Genomic DNA, 14,114 nt, shown 5'->3' on the forward strand with positions numbered 1-14,114 from the left:
TCTCTCCTTAAAATCTGAAATACATGAACGGGTCATCGAGTCCTTTGTACATACAGTAGACAGATGCCCAGAATACTGCCAGAAGAACGATTGCAGTGAACGGGGAATTTTTCATCTTTTTGTAAAGCTTCTGAGGAAGCGTTGTTGAGAAGATGATGCCTGCTGCGAAGTATTTCCAGTATATTCCCCAGTATTTTACATAGTCATTGTCAAGTACAGCATAGGTCTTCTGCGGCAGGAATGGAAGAAGTCTCCTGAAGTATATGCCAAGTTCATGGAAGTCCGTAATGGCGAAGATAAGCCATGTAAGCGGTATCACGAAGAACATATAGGCGTGTCCGAGAGGCTTGATCTTATTCAGTACCTTGCCTGTCCAGTTCTTTTCTGTCATTATTATTGCAAAGAGAATAAGTCCCCAGAGTACGAAGTTCCAGCTTGCGCCGTGCCACAGACCTGTGAAAAGCCATACGATAAATGTATTCCTGATCGTAGCAGCGCTGCCCTTTCTGTTTCCGCCAAGGGGGATATATATGTATTCCTTGAACCATGTACCGAGGGTCATATGCCACCTTCTCCAGAACTCCGTCATAGTGAGGGAGAGGTAAGGGTGGTCGAAGTTTCGGGGAAGATCGAAGCCCATTATCTTTCCGAGACCTATCGCCATGAGGGAATAGCCGCAGAAATCGAAGTAGAGCTGGAAGGAATAAGCGAATATGCCAAGCCATGCAAGCTTTGAGGAGATACTTTCGTAGCCTATCATGGAGATATCGCTCCAAAGTCCGCCTATCTGGTTTGCGATAAGCACCTTATATCCGAGACCAATGGTAAATGTCTTTAGACCGTCCTCAACCTTGCTCATGGTGTGTTTACGGTTTCTGAGCTCCTTTGCAACATGGTCGTATGTTACGATAGGACCTGCAATAAGCTGTGGGAACATACTGATATATGCACCGTAGTTCACAAGACTTTTCTCAGCCTTAGCTTTTCCTCTGAAAACATCGGCTATATAGGATACGTTCTGGAAGGTATAGAAGCTTATGCCTATAGGGAGGATAATATCTTTAACTGTCAGGCTCTGGTGGAAAAGAGTGTTGATATTCTCGGTGCCGAATGACCAGTATTTGAAGAATATGAGCCACCAGAAGTTGAATGCCACACCAAAGAACAGCCATGCCTTTTTGGCATGGCGGCTGTTTTCAATAAACTGCGCTACTATGAAGTTAAGCAGAGTCGTAAGCAGGAAAAGAAAGATGTAAACAGGCTTTCTTACGCCGAAGCTGTAGAATAAAACGCTTCCTGCGAATATTATAAGATTTTGATATTCTATCCGCGAGCACGTATTTGCTTTCAGGAAGATCAAAAGCACCGCCAGCAAGAAAATCATTATATGAAGCGGCTTTGTATATCCGAGAGTGTGGAAAATCTCGTATCCCGCGACCGAGCTTCCAATCAATAATACGAAATTTCTGTATTTCTTTTTAGATGCCGCATAGGCTATCATAAAAACAGGCAGGAAAATGAAAATAAATTCCAAGCTGCTGAAGACCAAATAAACCACCCTTTAATTAATTCATTTATTATCAAAACGCAGAACTCAGCTTTGTGTGTTATCTGCGGAAAATAGCAGTATAAAAACTCATACATTTATATTTTACACGTTTGATATTTAAATGTCAATACCTTTGGAATAATGTAGCAATTTGCAGTAAACAGTCATCGAAAAGGAGATTTTTTTGCCATTTCCGACTATATTAGAGCCGTTAGCCTTTAGCCCTTAGCCGTTAGCAGAACTAAGAGCTAAGAACTAAGCCGTGTAGGGGCTGCCTTTGGCAGTCCGCCAGTTAGTAGTAAGTAGAGAGTAGTGTAGGAACGACCGCAATACTTGCGCTGCTGTGCAAATATGGGTAAGCAATGTTTATAATTATTTTGGTTTTATTTTTACATTATTTGCGTACAATCACGATTTAATGGTTGATTTTTTGGCTTTTTGTTGACGTTGCTTCGGTTCGGTGCTATAATTGACAACGAGTAAAGCCATATAACGGGCAAAAAAGGAGAAATTTACATGAAGAAACAGTTTATCGCAGCAGCGCTCATTGCAGCACTGGTACTTACAGCCTGCGGCGAGTCTAAAACAAGCGAAAAGACTTCGGAAAAGGCAACCGAGGCTACAACAACTGCCGAAGCTACAGAGGCAAAAGAAGCAGAAACAGAAGCTACAGAGACTGCAACAGAAGCCGTAACAGAGGCTGCTGTTCCAACAGAGCTCAGCGACAAATACGTTGACTTTAATAACATGAGTTTTAAGTATAACGGTCATTTGATGACGCTCGGCGTATCTACATTACAGGATTTCCTTGACGCAGGCTTAGAGCCAAAGGACAATTACGATAAGGTGTGGAAAGAAAGCTTTCATGGTAGTCCGCATGAGGCTGGCTGTGCAATTGAATATACCGTATCTTTAGGAAATTCTGAAGCATATTGCAATTTATATTTCTGCAATCTTAAAGAGGAAGGAACGCCGATGAAAGACTGTGTTCTCTGTTATATAAGCTATGATGGCAGCAAACTTGATAAGAAAAACGGGGAATACTGCAATGGTTTTGAATTTGCTTTCCCTTATAATCTTACAGCAGATGAACTTACCGCAAACAGCGGCGAACCGACTTACAAAAAAGGTGAAAATGGATTCTTTTATACAGAAACATCAACTGTTTTCACCGACGAGGAAAGAAGCATCGTTTTTAGCTTTGATAACAATAATGATTGGACAATTATTGGTGTGAATATGACATGGACTTCATGACATAATAAAAACACAGCGCAGCAAGGATAATACCTGCTGCGTTTTTTCTGTCTGTAGGGGCGCACAGTGTGCGCCCGTTAGTTTTTGCGGCTATTTCGGGCGAACGATGTTCGCCCCTACAAATGGTCATTTGAGGTCTTTTTGAGACTTGCGGACTGCCAAAGGCAGCCCCTACATGGCTTAGTTCTTAGTTCTGCTAAAAGCTAAGGGCTCGGGACGTCGAGGACTTCCAACAGAAGCCGCGACCCTCTGTCAGCTTTGCTGACATCTCCATACACTGTAGGGAGTCACCGTCCCCTACAAAAAAAGGAACGCCGAGTACGGCGTTCCCTACATATTACTCAATACCTGCCTGCTGTTTTGCGGCTGTGAGAGTGTTCTTCATAAGCATTGCGATAGTCATAGGACCTACGCCGCCGGGAACAGGAGTAATGAATGAAGCCTTCTTCTCAGCAGACTCGAACTCTACATCTCCGCAGAGCTTGCCGTTTTCAAGACGGTTCATGCCTACGTCGATAACTACTGCGCCTTCCTTTATCATGTCGCCTGTAACGAAGTTAGCACGACCGATAGCAACTACGAGTATATCTGCACCGAGGCATATCTCCTTGAGGTTCTTGGTCTTTGAGTGGCAGATAGTAACTGTGCCGTTCTTCTGGAGAAGGAGCATTGCCTGCGGCTTGCCTACGATATTGCTTCTGCCGATAACTACGCACTGCTTGCCTGTGATATCTGTGCCTGTGCTCTCAATAAGGCGCATAACGCCTGCGGGAGTGCATGGCAGGAAAGAATATTCGCCTATCATTATCTTTCCTACGTTGATAGGGTGGAAAGCGTCAACGTCCTTATCAGGTGATATAGCGTTGATAACTGCCTTTTCGTCGATATGCTTAGGCAGAGGGAGCTGTACAAGTATGCCGTTTACTCTGTCGTCACGGTTAAGTACATTTACAAGGTCGAGGAGCTGCTCCTGTGTTGTTGTCTCGTCAAGAGCATACTCATATGACTGGAAGCCAACAGCCTCGCAAGCCTTCTTCTTGTTGTTTACATAGACTCTTGATGCAGGATCGTTTCCTACGATAACTACTGCAAGACCTACCTTGAGTCCCTTTTCATCTCTGAGCTTAGCTGTTTCTTCTGCTACCTCAGCCTTTACTGCTGCGGAAACTGCTTTTCCGTCTATTAACTGTGCCATTTATTTGTCCTCCTTATGGCTGTCGGACTGTTCGTCCTCATTGTTAGCTTTTATTTCTTCGATGTCGTCATCGAGATCGTTGTCATCGTCAAGGTCGTCAAGCTCGCTCTCGTCGAAGTCGTCGTCATCGTCGTTGAAAATGTCGAGGTCATCGTCATCATCGTCGTTGTTTCCTGTTTTTGCGTCTTCGCCGGTGATACCCATGCGCTTTCTGCGGGACTCCTCTATAAGGCGGTGGGATTCCTCTGTATTTGCGTAAAGCACCATGCTCTCTGGATCACGCTTTCTCTTTGCAAAGAATATGATCTGGAGTATCACAGATACAATGAATATGATAGCTGAAAGTGCCTGAGATACGCGGATATTGCCGAGCATAAGGCTGTCTGTGCGCATACCTTCGACTACGAAGCGCTCAGCGCCGTACCATGCAAGGTACATGAGGAAGAGCTGTCCATCGTACTTTCTGCGCTTTGACCAGAAGGCGAGGATAACAAATCCCAGCAGACACCATAATGACTCATATAAGAAGCAGGGGTGTACGGGCTTTTCCCAGAGCATTTCAACGCCCTCTTGGTACATATCTCCGCCTATCTGCATACTGTCGCTGATAGTACGCTGGATAGTGCCGCCTGTCATACCGAGGAATGAGGAGGTGTTGGTTCCGAATGCCTCCTGGTTTACGAAGTTGCCCCAGCGTCCGATACCCTGTCCGATGAGGAAGCCGATAACGGTTATATCCAGCATGGGGAGCATCTTGACTTTTCGTATCTTACATATTATAAGACCGACAAGGAGCGCACCTATGATGCCGCCGTAAATGGCAAGTCCGCCGTTTCTGGTGTTTATCACAGCTTTGAGTGTCTCGCCGAACGAACCCTTGTTGTATTCGTCCCAGCGCATAAAGACGTAGTATAAACGGGCTCCGATGATACCGCCGATAACACCGCCGATAACAGCGTCTATAGCTCTGTCTGCATCAAGTCCGAAGCGTTTCATTCTCGGCAGAGCGTAGACGACCGCAAGGATAAGTCCGATTGTTATCAGTATTCCGTACCATTGTATGTGTACGCCGCCGATAGAAAATGCGGTAGGATCAATGTGGAATTTCCAGCCCAGCTCGGGGAATTGTATTTCGTTTGGGTCTAAAAGTGTTTCTGTTGACATTAAAATTATGCCTCCTTTTCTATTATGGACAGTACACATCTGTCCCTGCGCATTTCTCTGCGCATAAAATCAATAACATCATTGCTCGTCATCTCTGACAGCACTTCTATTGCGTCATATGGCTTTACGCCGTCTATATGAGCATTGAGCATGAGATTTGCTACGGCTTCAACGTTGTTGAGCTCGCAGACCATCATGCCGTATGAGGATTTCTTTATCCTCTGGAAGTCCTTTTCGTTTATGCCCTCGTTTATAAGGCGGTCTGTCTCGGCAAAAAGAGCTTCTCTTATTTTTTCGGGTTCGTCGGACTCGCCCGAGAATATCACGGTAAAGTAGTTATCTCCGTAGAAAACCTCGCCGCCGAAGGTGGAATTGATGACCTCTTCCTTGAGAAGCCTCTCGCACATGGGAAGTGCAGGGTCTGAAAGCAGGGAAGTGGCTATAGAAGCTGCGGTCATATCTTTAAGGCGCTCGTAGCCGCTCTTTGCAGTGCATTTGCAGCCTAAGTTGAAAATTGAAGCGCCTACAGGCTGTTTTTCGCGTATTTCCGCCTGAACTATCTCAGCAGGCTCGTCAGGGAAAACGGTTTCGAGTCCCTTGTCGGCGCATGGACGCAGGCAGCTGTCGCATATTTCCAGTACCTTGTCCGCACTGATGTTGCCTGCGATAGAAAGTACCATATTATTCAGATTATAGAACGTATCATAGCACTTGTACAGCAGGTCTGCGTCGATATGAGAGATACTTTCAACAGTGCCTGCGATGTCTATTTTTACAGGGTGGGCGTGGTACATTCCTCTGAGCATATTGAAGAATACACGCCATTCGGGATTGTCATTGGTCATTTTTATCTCCTGACCGATGATACCCATTTCCTTGTCTACGTTTTCCTTTGTGAAATAGGGCTTCTGGACGAAATCCAGCAGTATTTTCAGGTTTTCCTCATAGTTCTTTGAGCAGCTGAACAGGTAGCAGGTCTTGTCAAAGGAGGTAAATGCGTTGCCTGATGCGCCTGTTCTGGCATAAAGCTCAAATACTCCGCAGTCCTCATTCTCGAAAAGCTTGTGTTCGAGGAAGTGGGCGATGCCCTCTGGGACGGTGGTGTAATCCTTGTCTGCGGCAGTCTTGAACATGGTGTTCACAGAGCCGTATTTAGTTCCGAACATGGCTTCGATACTGCTGAAGCCCTTCATTTCACATATATATATATCAAGTCCGCTTTTGTGCTTTATGTGTATACAGCTGTCGCCTGTGCGGGAGCTTGTAAGGATATCCTTTTTCATTACTCCTGCACCTCCTTGTCGAGCATAAGATATACGGTGTCAAGCTTCAATGAGTTTGCCGCCTGAACTATCCTTTCCTTGGTAACAGCCTTGAACTCGTTGAAATGCTCCTCGGGAGTTATGAGCTTGCCGTCGCTGAAGCAGTCGAAGAACCAGCTTATATAAGAGGAAGCGGTGTCGCCTATCTGCAATACAGCGTTATCCAGCGCCATAAGAGAGCTTTCTATCTCCTCGTCTGTGATATTGCCTTTTTTTATTTCCTCAAGCTGAGCCATTATCTCATTGCGGGCTTTGTCGATATTTTCACGCTCGATGCCGCTGTCCACAAAGAATGTTCCCTTTGCGGAAACAGAAGTGCTGACGCAGTAATAACAAAGGCTGAGCTTTTCTCTTACGTTGAGGAAAAGCTTTGAGAACGGCATTTCGCCGTAGATGATGCTGAGCATTTTCAGTGCGTATTTGTCGTCGGACTCGGTTTTGAAGGCGAGTACCATTTTGCACTGGTTTACGTCAAATTCCTCAGAAACGTGCTCAGGCTCGGGTTTCAGAGGGCTGTGATTGCGTATGCTTACCTTTTTCGGGGCTCTTTCAATGCTGCCGAAGCTTTCGGTGAACATCTCCGCAAAGCTGTTGTCCTCACGGGGAGAAACGTAATATATCTCTATCTGAGCGGTTTTCATAAGCTCACGATACGCTTTGAGTGCGTTCTCGGAAGTTGCGGAAAGGGCTGCTTCACGGCTTCCGTAGCCTGTACACTCGGCAGGTTCACCGCGGAAGGCGGTCTTTGCAGCCTTCGATATGGCGTAGCTGCGCTTCTGATTGAGCTCACCGTCTATCCTGTCGATGAGGTCTTTTTTCACTATATTGAAGGACTCTGCATCAAATGCATTTCCGTTGACATTGGGTTCGAAAAGGCAGCCGTGTATCAGCTTGCGCATTTCTCCGCATATGTCCTCGCCGTCGATAGCGTACTTGTTATCAAGCCATGAGGCTTTCAGACCAAGTATCTGGGCATCGCCTTTTTTTCGCGCTATAGAACCGAGCCCTGCACCGTAAAGCTCTGAAAGCTTTTCACACAGTGAGGCATAGGTTCTGTACTGACGGCTGGAAAAGGTAAGAATAGTTATTCCAAGGTTGTTTACGGCTGCGGTCTCTTCACTCAGCTCGGTGAGAAAATAGACTGCAAGGGAACTGGACTTGAATTTATCGTCAATAATGGTTGTAAATCCGATATTATCGCCCAACTCTGACCGTTTATATATCATCAGGCTTACACTCCAATCCTAAAAAGCTATACAATATATTATAACACAATTAAAAATAAATTACCATAGTATTTTTGCAATTTTTTCATTTTTTGTGATAATCCTGTAAAATACTTGATTTAACTTAATGAAAGTGGTATAATATAAGTTAGTAAATTGTATGCATTGGAAAAAGGAGGCAGAGTATGGATTATAAAGGCGAAAAATGTCCTGTCTGCGGAGAGAGCTTCACAGCCGAGGACGATATTGTAGTTTGCCCTGAATGTGGTACGCCTCATCACAGAAAATGTTATGCTGCTGAGAATAAATGTGCCAATGAGGAATATCATTCCGAAGGCAGAAAATGGGAAAGAAAGGTGCAGAACAAGCCGCTTTACAAGGTTTGTCCCGTTTGCAATTATCCTAACAGAGTTTCTGACAGCAACTGTCAGAGATGCGGTGCTGAGATAGCCGATGTATCTCTTGTTTCTCAGGACGAGAATACTTCTGACAGCAATAACGGTAATATTCGTGATCCGTTTACATCGGAAATGGAAGGACTTATTGATCCTATAAAGTACCTCGGGCTTGATCCGAACGAGGATATGGGCGGTGCGTCTATGCAGGAGGTAACTGATTTCGTAGGTCCGAGCACTATATATTATCTGCCGAAATTCAAACGCATGAAGGACGACGGTGCAAAGCCATCATTCAACTTTTTTAGTCTCGTATTCCCTGCACTTTATTTTGCAAACAGAAAAATGTGGGGCTGGGCTATACTTGCAGCAATTCTCGGGGTACTGTTCAATCTTCCCGCCGATCTTCTGCTGTATATCGAGGAATTCCCTGACGGACTGGCAAACTTTGTTTCCAGCAACAAGCATATAATACAGGCTGTGAGCGATATATGTATCGTGGCTGATATCGGCGTAAGAGCACTGTTCTGTTTGTTTGCCAACTGGCTGTACTTCCGCTTTGCAATGAATTCGCTGAAAAAACACAAGACCAGCGGCAGACCTGCTTCCATGATAAAGACCGCAGGCGGTATCAGACCGCTCAATATGCTAATAATCACTGCAATAAAGTACGGTATAGGATTCGTTGTTATAGCTGCACTTTACTACGGTTTTGAAATGGCAGCAACTATCAAGGATTTCAGTTCATTGTGTCTTATGTAAGAGTTTATACAGGCATGAATGATCTGATAAGAAATAATAATATGTGCATATCCCTTGCGGATATGCATATCACATACTGGGGGGATATGTTTTGAGGCTGAAAAAAGCATATTTTGTGCTACTGCCTTTTTTATGTATCTTTTTGTTTAGCTGCGGCGTTCAGGACTATCCTACATATACCTATCAGATAGTCAACAGTCTCGGCGAAGATTATCTCGTGAATTACTGCGAGCAGACAAATTATCCCGAAAACAATACAAGAGTAAAGGTTTTCAGGGGCAAGAAAAAGGTAATGGATTATAACGGCGGCAGCTATTCGGGGTGTAATTCGTACACACCTTCGCAGATAGTGTTTATCTGCAAAAGCGGTGATGTGGATTATTACTACCTGAGATCGCAGCTTGCGGAATATATTGTCGCAGACGGAATGGTGGATCTGAAAACAAATTATAATATGCTCATGCTCAATAAAAGCAAGAGCGAAATGACAGACGATGAAAAGAAGGTCTATTCCAAGACCTCCGGCACTATAAGAAGTGCTATATCCGCGGAAGATGTTGAAAAACGTTTTTCAGCCTGCGGATACAGTTCGGAATCGTTCATGGCATTTTACAATTACAGCTGAAAAAAATAGCCCTGTGTACTTGGTGTACACAGGGCTTTCATCATTATTATGCTTATTTGTAGTCTGCATCTGTATCAGGCCAGAGCCTGTACATCGGCATATTTGTTGTTCCATCTCCAACCCATATCTCGGTATTGAGAGCATCTCCGTCACGATAACATACAAACCAGCGGTTAAGCGGCTTGCCTGTTGCGGACGTATTATATTTTATAGGTGTTTTTCCATCTCCTGCAAGCGCATTGAGTGCGTCCTGAAATAACTTTGCATCGGCACTTCCGCCGCTCCAGAGTGAGTGGTTGCCGCCTTTATTGGCAGCGCCGTCCTTTGTGCATACTGTGAAGAGCGTATATGTTTTAGCTTTTCCATTGTATTTTACTGTTTTTTGAGTAGAATTATTATTGCTTGTGTAAGATTCTGCTGCTTCTTCATTATCTGCGATTACAGCCATAACGGTGTCGTATATAGTTTTTGCACTTGTAATATCAGCTGTTCGCTTCGACTTCTTTACGTAGCCCATTACAGACGGTACAAGAATTGCAGCCAGTACAGCTATTATCGCAATTACGACAATAAGCTCGATAAGTGTAAAACCATATTTTCTGAATTTTGCCATATAAATTCCCCCTAACTTATAATGCAAAATAATGATGATTTTTCTTTATTATACGATGTTTTATTGTCATTGTCAAGAGCTTATTAAAGAAAATTTAATAAAGCTGTATAGCTGTTTTTAAATATTACGACCTGTATTATTTTGTTACTACCTTTTTGAAAGCCTTCTTGCCCTTGCGGACTATTATTTCGCCTTCAAGCTTTATCATTTCCTTAGGATCTGTCTTTTTCTCGTCGTTGACTGTGATACCGCCCTGCTGTACAAGTCGTCTTGCCTCTGATACAGATGGAGCAAGCTCAGCCTTTACGAGGAGGTTGAGGAGTCCGATAGAACCGTCTGTAAGGTCAGCTGAGTCTATCTCTGCAACAGGCATATTCTCGTTTGAGCCGCTTCCGCCGAAGAGTGCCTTTGCAGCAGCCTTTGCCTTTTCAGCCTCTTCCTCGCCGTGTACCAGCTTTGTGAGCTCGTAAGCAAGAAGCTCCTTAGCAGCGTTGAACTGTGCGCCTTCCATTGTCTTTTCCATTTCCTCGATCTGCTCTACAGGTACGAATGTGAGCATTTTAAGGCACTTGATAACGTCAGCGTCGTCAACGTTTCTCCAGTACTGGAAGAACTCGTAAGGTGTGGTCTTTTCTGGATCGAGCCATACTGCGCCCTTTTCGGTCTTGCCCATTTTCTTGCCTTCGGAGTTGAGGAGAAGGGTTATGGTCATAGCGTAAGCGTCCTTGCCCAGCTTTCTTCTGATAAGCTCTGTACCGCCAAGCATATTTGCCCACTGGTCATCGCCGCCGAACTGCATATTACAGCCGTATTTCTGGAAGAGTTCGAGGAAGTCGTAGCTCTGCATAATCATGTAGTTGAATTCGAGGAAGGTGAGACCGCGCTCCATACGCTGCTTGTAGCACTCATGTGAGAGCATACGGTTTACGCTGAAATGAGCTCCAACATCGCGGAGAAGCTCTATGTAATTGAGCTTCATGAGCCAGTCAGCGTTGTTTACGATGATAGCCTTGTCCTCGGAGAAGTCGATGAAACGGCTCATCTGCTTCTTGAAGCAGTCAACGTTGTGCTGGATAGTTTCGGGAGTCATCATCTTACGCATATCGGTCTTGCCCGAGGGGTCGCCGATCATGGCAGTACCGCCGCCGATGAGTACGATAGGCTTATTGCCTGCCATCTGGAGACGCTTCATAAGGCAGAGTGCCATGAAGTGACCAACGTGGAGAGAATCGGCTGTTGGGTCGAAGCCAATGTAGAAGGTAGCCTTGCCTGCGTTGACAAGCTCCTCGATTTCCTTTTCGTCTGTGAGCTGCGCGAGGAGACCTCTGCGCTTGAGTTCTTCAAAAGTAGTCATTATTTATTTCTCCTTTATATTATAATTCATTATTGTTGATAAGCTTTTTTAGCTCTGTGAGCCATTCAGGCGGTTCGTTGCCGTATATTACAAGGCTGCCGTTTTTGTATTCGCCTACATTAACGAAGCCATTCTCGTTATCCCAGAATTCAGCCTCGCTGCAATAGGGGAGCACAGCGGCAAGGTCACTGAAACGTTTTTCGTATCTGCGCTGTACGTCCTCTGACGGTATATCATGTCCGCCTTTGCGTACCCTGTTGGCAATACGAAGCAGGCTTTCCTCACAGGAGCTTACACCTATATAGTAAAGCCTTATATGATAATCCAGTTCGATAGCGCGGCGTATGGTTTTCAGTGTTCTTACTCCTGAAAGAGTAGTTTCTTGAGTGAAGCTCAGCCCCTTTTCAAGACATTCTTCCATAAGAGCTATAGCTTTTTTTCCGCCCTGTATACGGTCGCCGTCAAACTCGGCATTGAGCTTGTCGGTATCTATTATTATACCGAGGTCATCGGTTTTGCGGACGAGGACGCCTGTAAAGCTGCTTTTTCCGACACCGTTGACTCCACCGATTATGGTATAGGTTTTCATATTTCACCGCCTTTACAGAAAAAAAGAGTTTTATATGCATAAGCAATGAAAACGTCGGGCGTTTTCATGTATATCACGACCTTTCGGGGATAATATTCAGTCGGCGTGCTTCATAATTGCTTTCAGCAGACCGAGAAATGCGGAGTGCAGGAAGGTACGGACTGCAACGAGGAGCTGTCCGCCCATGAATACATATTTAATATAGCTGTATAAGCCTTCACCGAGTTTGCCTGTGTTCTTTTGTACAAGTCCTTCCATGTAGGGTTCTACGGTGGTATTGCCGAAGGTGACGAATTCCACGAAAACGGCAAGGATTATGGCTATTGTAAAGCCGAGGTTCAGGTTTGCGCTGTCAAGACCTGCAAGCCCTGAAAACGGGTGTATATATCTTGTGAAAAGCGAAGTAAATAAAAAGCACAGCAATGTGCATATTATCATGCGTATGAAAGGGGAGTCGGCTCCTGATTTGGCAGGACTTGTAAAGCCGATATACAGGAATAAAAGCGGAACAAGGAACACTATCAGCGAAAGACTGAGATATCCTATTGCTTTTTTCATGTTGCATACTCCTCTCCGAAAAATAAAAGCCCCCGAACAGCAAGAACTGTTCGGGGGCGAAGTTACTCGCGGTACCACCCCGATTTTTCCGTATATACGGAACTCGAGAAGCTGTAACGGGCTGCCCGTCCGCACCTACTGAGATTCAGCGCGGCAACTCCCGAATGTAGGTCTCTGTACGCCGTCATTCCCTCACACCTAACGGGAACTCTCTGTATCGGGCACTGCACAGGTTTTATTCGTTCACAGTATTTACCTGATAATCATATCATATCTTTCCGCACTTGTCAAGAGCCAAGCACAGAATTTCAGGCTGTGGAGCGGCAATGCTTCTTTCTTTTCTCGGAGTACATATTATCGTCCATTTCGCTGAGGAATCTGTCGATAGTGCTGTCGTCACCGAAAAGGCTTTTGCCTATTGAGAAGGAGAGCTGATAATCGGCTCTGTCCTCGGCGTTGAACCTGCTAAGGTGATTTCGTATGCTTTTTTCGATATTGAGAAGCTCGAATTCGTTTTCGGCTTCTGATACGATGATGAATTCATCTCCTGCAAAGCGCACAGCTACGCTTTTTGCAGGCTTGGCGCTCCTTATTATCTCAGCGGCGTTGATAAGGGCTTTATCTCCTGTGGAATGACCGTACATATCGTTGATGCTCTTGAAAAAGTCGATATCTATCATTATGCCGCCTACGTGAGCCCCTCTGCTTGCTATATCGGAAAGAATATGGTCAAGGTAATTGCGGTTGTAAAGCTTTGTGAGAGGGTCGATATAGGAAAGCTCGTTTTGCAGGCTCATGTAAGTACCTGCAAGAGCTATGGCTATCGAGCACCATACAAGGGATATGCCGTAGAAGAAAAGCTGTATCGTTGAGCCTATGATGATAGGAGCAATAAACATCCATATCGGGAAAAATTTTGCTTTCTGTGAGCCTTTGTAGTATCTGTAGCGCACAACAACGCTCAGCCCGAGATACAGGAATACACTGAAAAAGTAAATGTATCCGAGAGGCTGGCGGTGGTAAACATTGTTTTCGTCAATGCTGAAAAGGTATCCGAATTTAAGATTTGGGATAAGTGCAAGGATAAGAGCTGCGGACGGTATCGCAAGACGCAGGTAATATTTTTTCAGGCGGCTTTTCTGTTTATAAAGCCTGAGGTCGACGTATACACACCACATGAATGAAAGTGTTATGTTCATTGCGAATAAAGCCGTGCTTATAACAGCTGATAAGGTGCGGGCTCCCGCAAAGGCTTTGCCGTCTATCCAGAATGAGGCGGTCTCACCTATACAGGCTGCTATGGTAATGCCTATCATAGCAGAAAAGACTCTGTCGCTCAGCTGCCTGCGCTGACGGACAAGATAACTGCTGATAAGAAGTACGACGAGTATCGTTACACCTATAAGGTTAGTTACTGTGATAGCTTGTAGATTCATAAAATCCTCCTTCCCCGTTAGAAGACCATACCATATTATAACACATTATATATATTCGCACAAGCGATT

The 14,114-nt window shown here is 44.8% G+C and carries 13 protein-coding genes and 1 other annotated feature; of the genes, 3 read left to right on the forward strand and 10 right to left on the reverse strand.

Going from position 1 to position 14,114, the window contains the following annotated elements; all coding sequences use genetic code 11:
* Window positions 1-7: 7 nt before the first annotated feature.
* Window positions 8-1,534, reverse strand: a complete 1,527-nt coding sequence (locus tag BUB28_RS06985; RefSeq protein ID WP_242939956.1) for an MBOAT family O-acyltransferase — start codon at window positions 1,532-1,534, stop codon at window positions 8-10.
* Window positions 1,535-2,065: 531 nt separating this feature from the next.
* Here BUB28_RS06985 and BUB28_RS06990 point away from each other — a divergent pair.
* Window positions 2,066-2,806: a hypothetical protein gene (locus tag BUB28_RS06990; RefSeq protein WP_072950142.1), complete on the forward strand. Its 741-nt coding sequence runs from the start codon at window positions 2,066-2,068 to the stop codon at window positions 2,804-2,806.
* A gap of 337 nt (window positions 2,807-3,143) precedes the next feature.
* On the opposite strand, the gene folD is transcribed toward BUB28_RS06990, so the two are convergent.
* From folD to yfmF, 4 genes are read right to left on the reverse strand one after another with little or no spacing between them, the layout of a single operon-like run.
* Complete coding sequence (folD, locus tag BUB28_RS06995; protein ID WP_072950144.1) at window positions 3,144-4,001, reverse strand: bifunctional methylenetetrahydrofolate dehydrogenase/methenyltetrahydrofolate cyclohydrolase FolD; 858 nt, start codon at window positions 3,999-4,001, stop codon at window positions 3,144-3,146.
* Window positions 4,002-5,165, reverse strand: a complete 1,164-nt coding sequence (gene lgt, locus BUB28_RS07000) for a prolipoprotein diacylglyceryl transferase (RefSeq protein ID WP_072950145.1) — start codon at window positions 5,163-5,165, stop codon at window positions 4,002-4,004.
* Window positions 5,166-5,170: 5 nt separating this feature from the next.
* Window positions 5,171-6,448 carry an EF-P 5-aminopentanol modification-associated protein YfmH gene (gene yfmH / locus BUB28_RS07005; protein WP_072950147.1) on the reverse strand — a complete coding sequence of 426 codons (1,278 nt, stop codon included), beginning with the start codon at window positions 6,446-6,448 and terminating at the stop codon, window positions 5,171-5,173.
* The gene (yfmF, locus tag BUB28_RS07010; protein WP_072950148.1) at window positions 6,448-7,713 is read right to left on the reverse strand and encodes an EF-P 5-aminopentanol modification-associated protein YfmF; all 1,266 of its coding nucleotides are present in this window, start codon (window positions 7,711-7,713) and stop codon (window positions 6,448-6,450) included. The genes yfmH and yfmF overlap by 1 nt, the downstream gene beginning before the upstream one ends.
* A gap of 185 nt (window positions 7,714-7,898) precedes the next feature.
* Between yfmF and BUB28_RS07015 the strand changes: the two genes are divergently transcribed.
* Window positions 7,899-8,870 carry an RING finger protein gene (locus BUB28_RS07015; RefSeq protein ID WP_072950150.1) on the forward strand — a complete coding sequence of 324 codons (972 nt, stop codon included), beginning with the start codon at window positions 7,899-7,901 and terminating at the stop codon, window positions 8,868-8,870.
* 142 nt (window positions 8,871-9,012) lie between these two features.
* Entirely contained in the window at window positions 9,013-9,495 is a 483-nt protein-coding gene (locus tag BUB28_RS07020) for a hypothetical protein (protein WP_207647088.1), read from the forward strand.
* Between the two features lie 52 nt (window positions 9,496-9,547).
* Here BUB28_RS07020 and BUB28_RS07025 read toward each other — a convergent pair whose 3' ends face one another.
* From BUB28_RS07025 to BUB28_RS07045, 5 genes are all read right to left on the reverse strand, one after another.
* Complete coding sequence (locus tag BUB28_RS07025; RefSeq protein ID WP_072950154.1) at window positions 9,548-10,108, reverse strand: prepilin-type N-terminal cleavage/methylation domain-containing protein; 561 nt, start codon at window positions 10,106-10,108, stop codon at window positions 9,548-9,550.
* 136 nt (window positions 10,109-10,244) lie between these two features.
* Window positions 10,245-11,462, reverse strand: a complete 1,218-nt coding sequence (gene tyrS, locus BUB28_RS07030; RefSeq protein ID WP_072950155.1) for a tyrosine--tRNA ligase — start codon at window positions 11,460-11,462, stop codon at window positions 10,245-10,247.
* A gap of 19 nt (window positions 11,463-11,481) precedes the next feature.
* A complete protein-coding gene (locus BUB28_RS07035; protein WP_072950157.1) occupies window positions 11,482-12,051 on the reverse strand; it encodes an ATPase in 570 nt (189 codons plus the stop codon).
* Between the two features lie 96 nt (window positions 12,052-12,147).
* On the reverse strand, window positions 12,148-12,609 hold the full coding sequence (locus BUB28_RS07040) for a hypothetical protein (RefSeq protein ID WP_072950159.1): 462 nt from the start codon (window positions 12,607-12,609) through the stop codon (window positions 12,148-12,150).
* Between the two features lie 49 nt (window positions 12,610-12,658).
* Window positions 12,659-12,865 (reverse strand) — a binding site (T-box leader).
* Window positions 12,866-12,917: 52 nt separating this feature from the next.
* A complete protein-coding gene (locus BUB28_RS07045; protein ID WP_072950161.1) occupies window positions 12,918-14,045 on the reverse strand; it encodes a GGDEF domain-containing protein in 1,128 nt (375 codons plus the stop codon).
* Window positions 14,046-14,114 lie beyond the last annotated feature (69 nt).

Source organism: Ruminococcus flavefaciens, from assembly GCF_900143025.1.
Lineage (GTDB): Bacteria > Bacillota > Clostridia > Oscillospirales > Ruminococcaceae > Ruminococcus > Ruminococcus flavefaciens_I.

Bases quoted from the DNA above. Each gene is read 5' to 3' on its own strand.
- BUB28_RS06990 (WP_072950142.1), top strand. From the start codon at position 2,066: ATGAAGAAACAGTTTATCGCAGCAGCGCTCATTGCAGCACTGGTACTT.
- folD (WP_072950144.1), bottom strand. From the start codon at position 4,001: ATGGCACAGTTAATAGACGGAAAAGCAGTTTCCGCAGCAGTAAAGGCT.
- lgt (WP_072950145.1), bottom strand. From the start codon at position 5,165: ATGTCAACAGAAACACTTTTAGACCCAAACGAAATACAATTCCCCGAG.
- yfmH (WP_072950147.1), bottom strand. From the start codon at position 6,448: ATGAAAAAGGATATCCTTACAAGCTCCCGCACAGGCGACAGCTGTATA.
- yfmF (WP_072950148.1), bottom strand. From the start codon at position 7,713: ATGATATATAAACGGTCAGAGTTGGGCGATAATATCGGATTTACAACC.
- BUB28_RS07015 (WP_072950150.1), top strand. From the start codon at position 7,899: ATGGATTATAAAGGCGAAAAATGTCCTGTCTGCGGAGAGAGCTTCACA.
- BUB28_RS07025 (WP_072950154.1), bottom strand. From the start codon at position 10,108: ATGGCAAAATTCAGAAAATATGGTTTTACACTTATCGAGCTTATTGTC.
- tyrS (WP_072950155.1), bottom strand. From the start codon at position 11,462: ATGACTACTTTTGAAGAACTCAAGCGCAGAGGTCTCCTCGCGCAGCTC.
- BUB28_RS07035 (WP_072950157.1), bottom strand. From the start codon at position 12,051: ATGAAAACCTATACCATAATCGGTGGAGTCAACGGTGTCGGAAAAAGC.
- BUB28_RS07040 (WP_072950159.1), bottom strand. From the start codon at position 12,609: ATGAAAAAAGCAATAGGATATCTCAGTCTTTCGCTGATAGTGTTCCTT.
- BUB28_RS07045 (WP_072950161.1), bottom strand. From the start codon at position 14,045: ATGAATCTACAAGCTATCACAGTAACTAACCTTATAGGTGTAACGATA.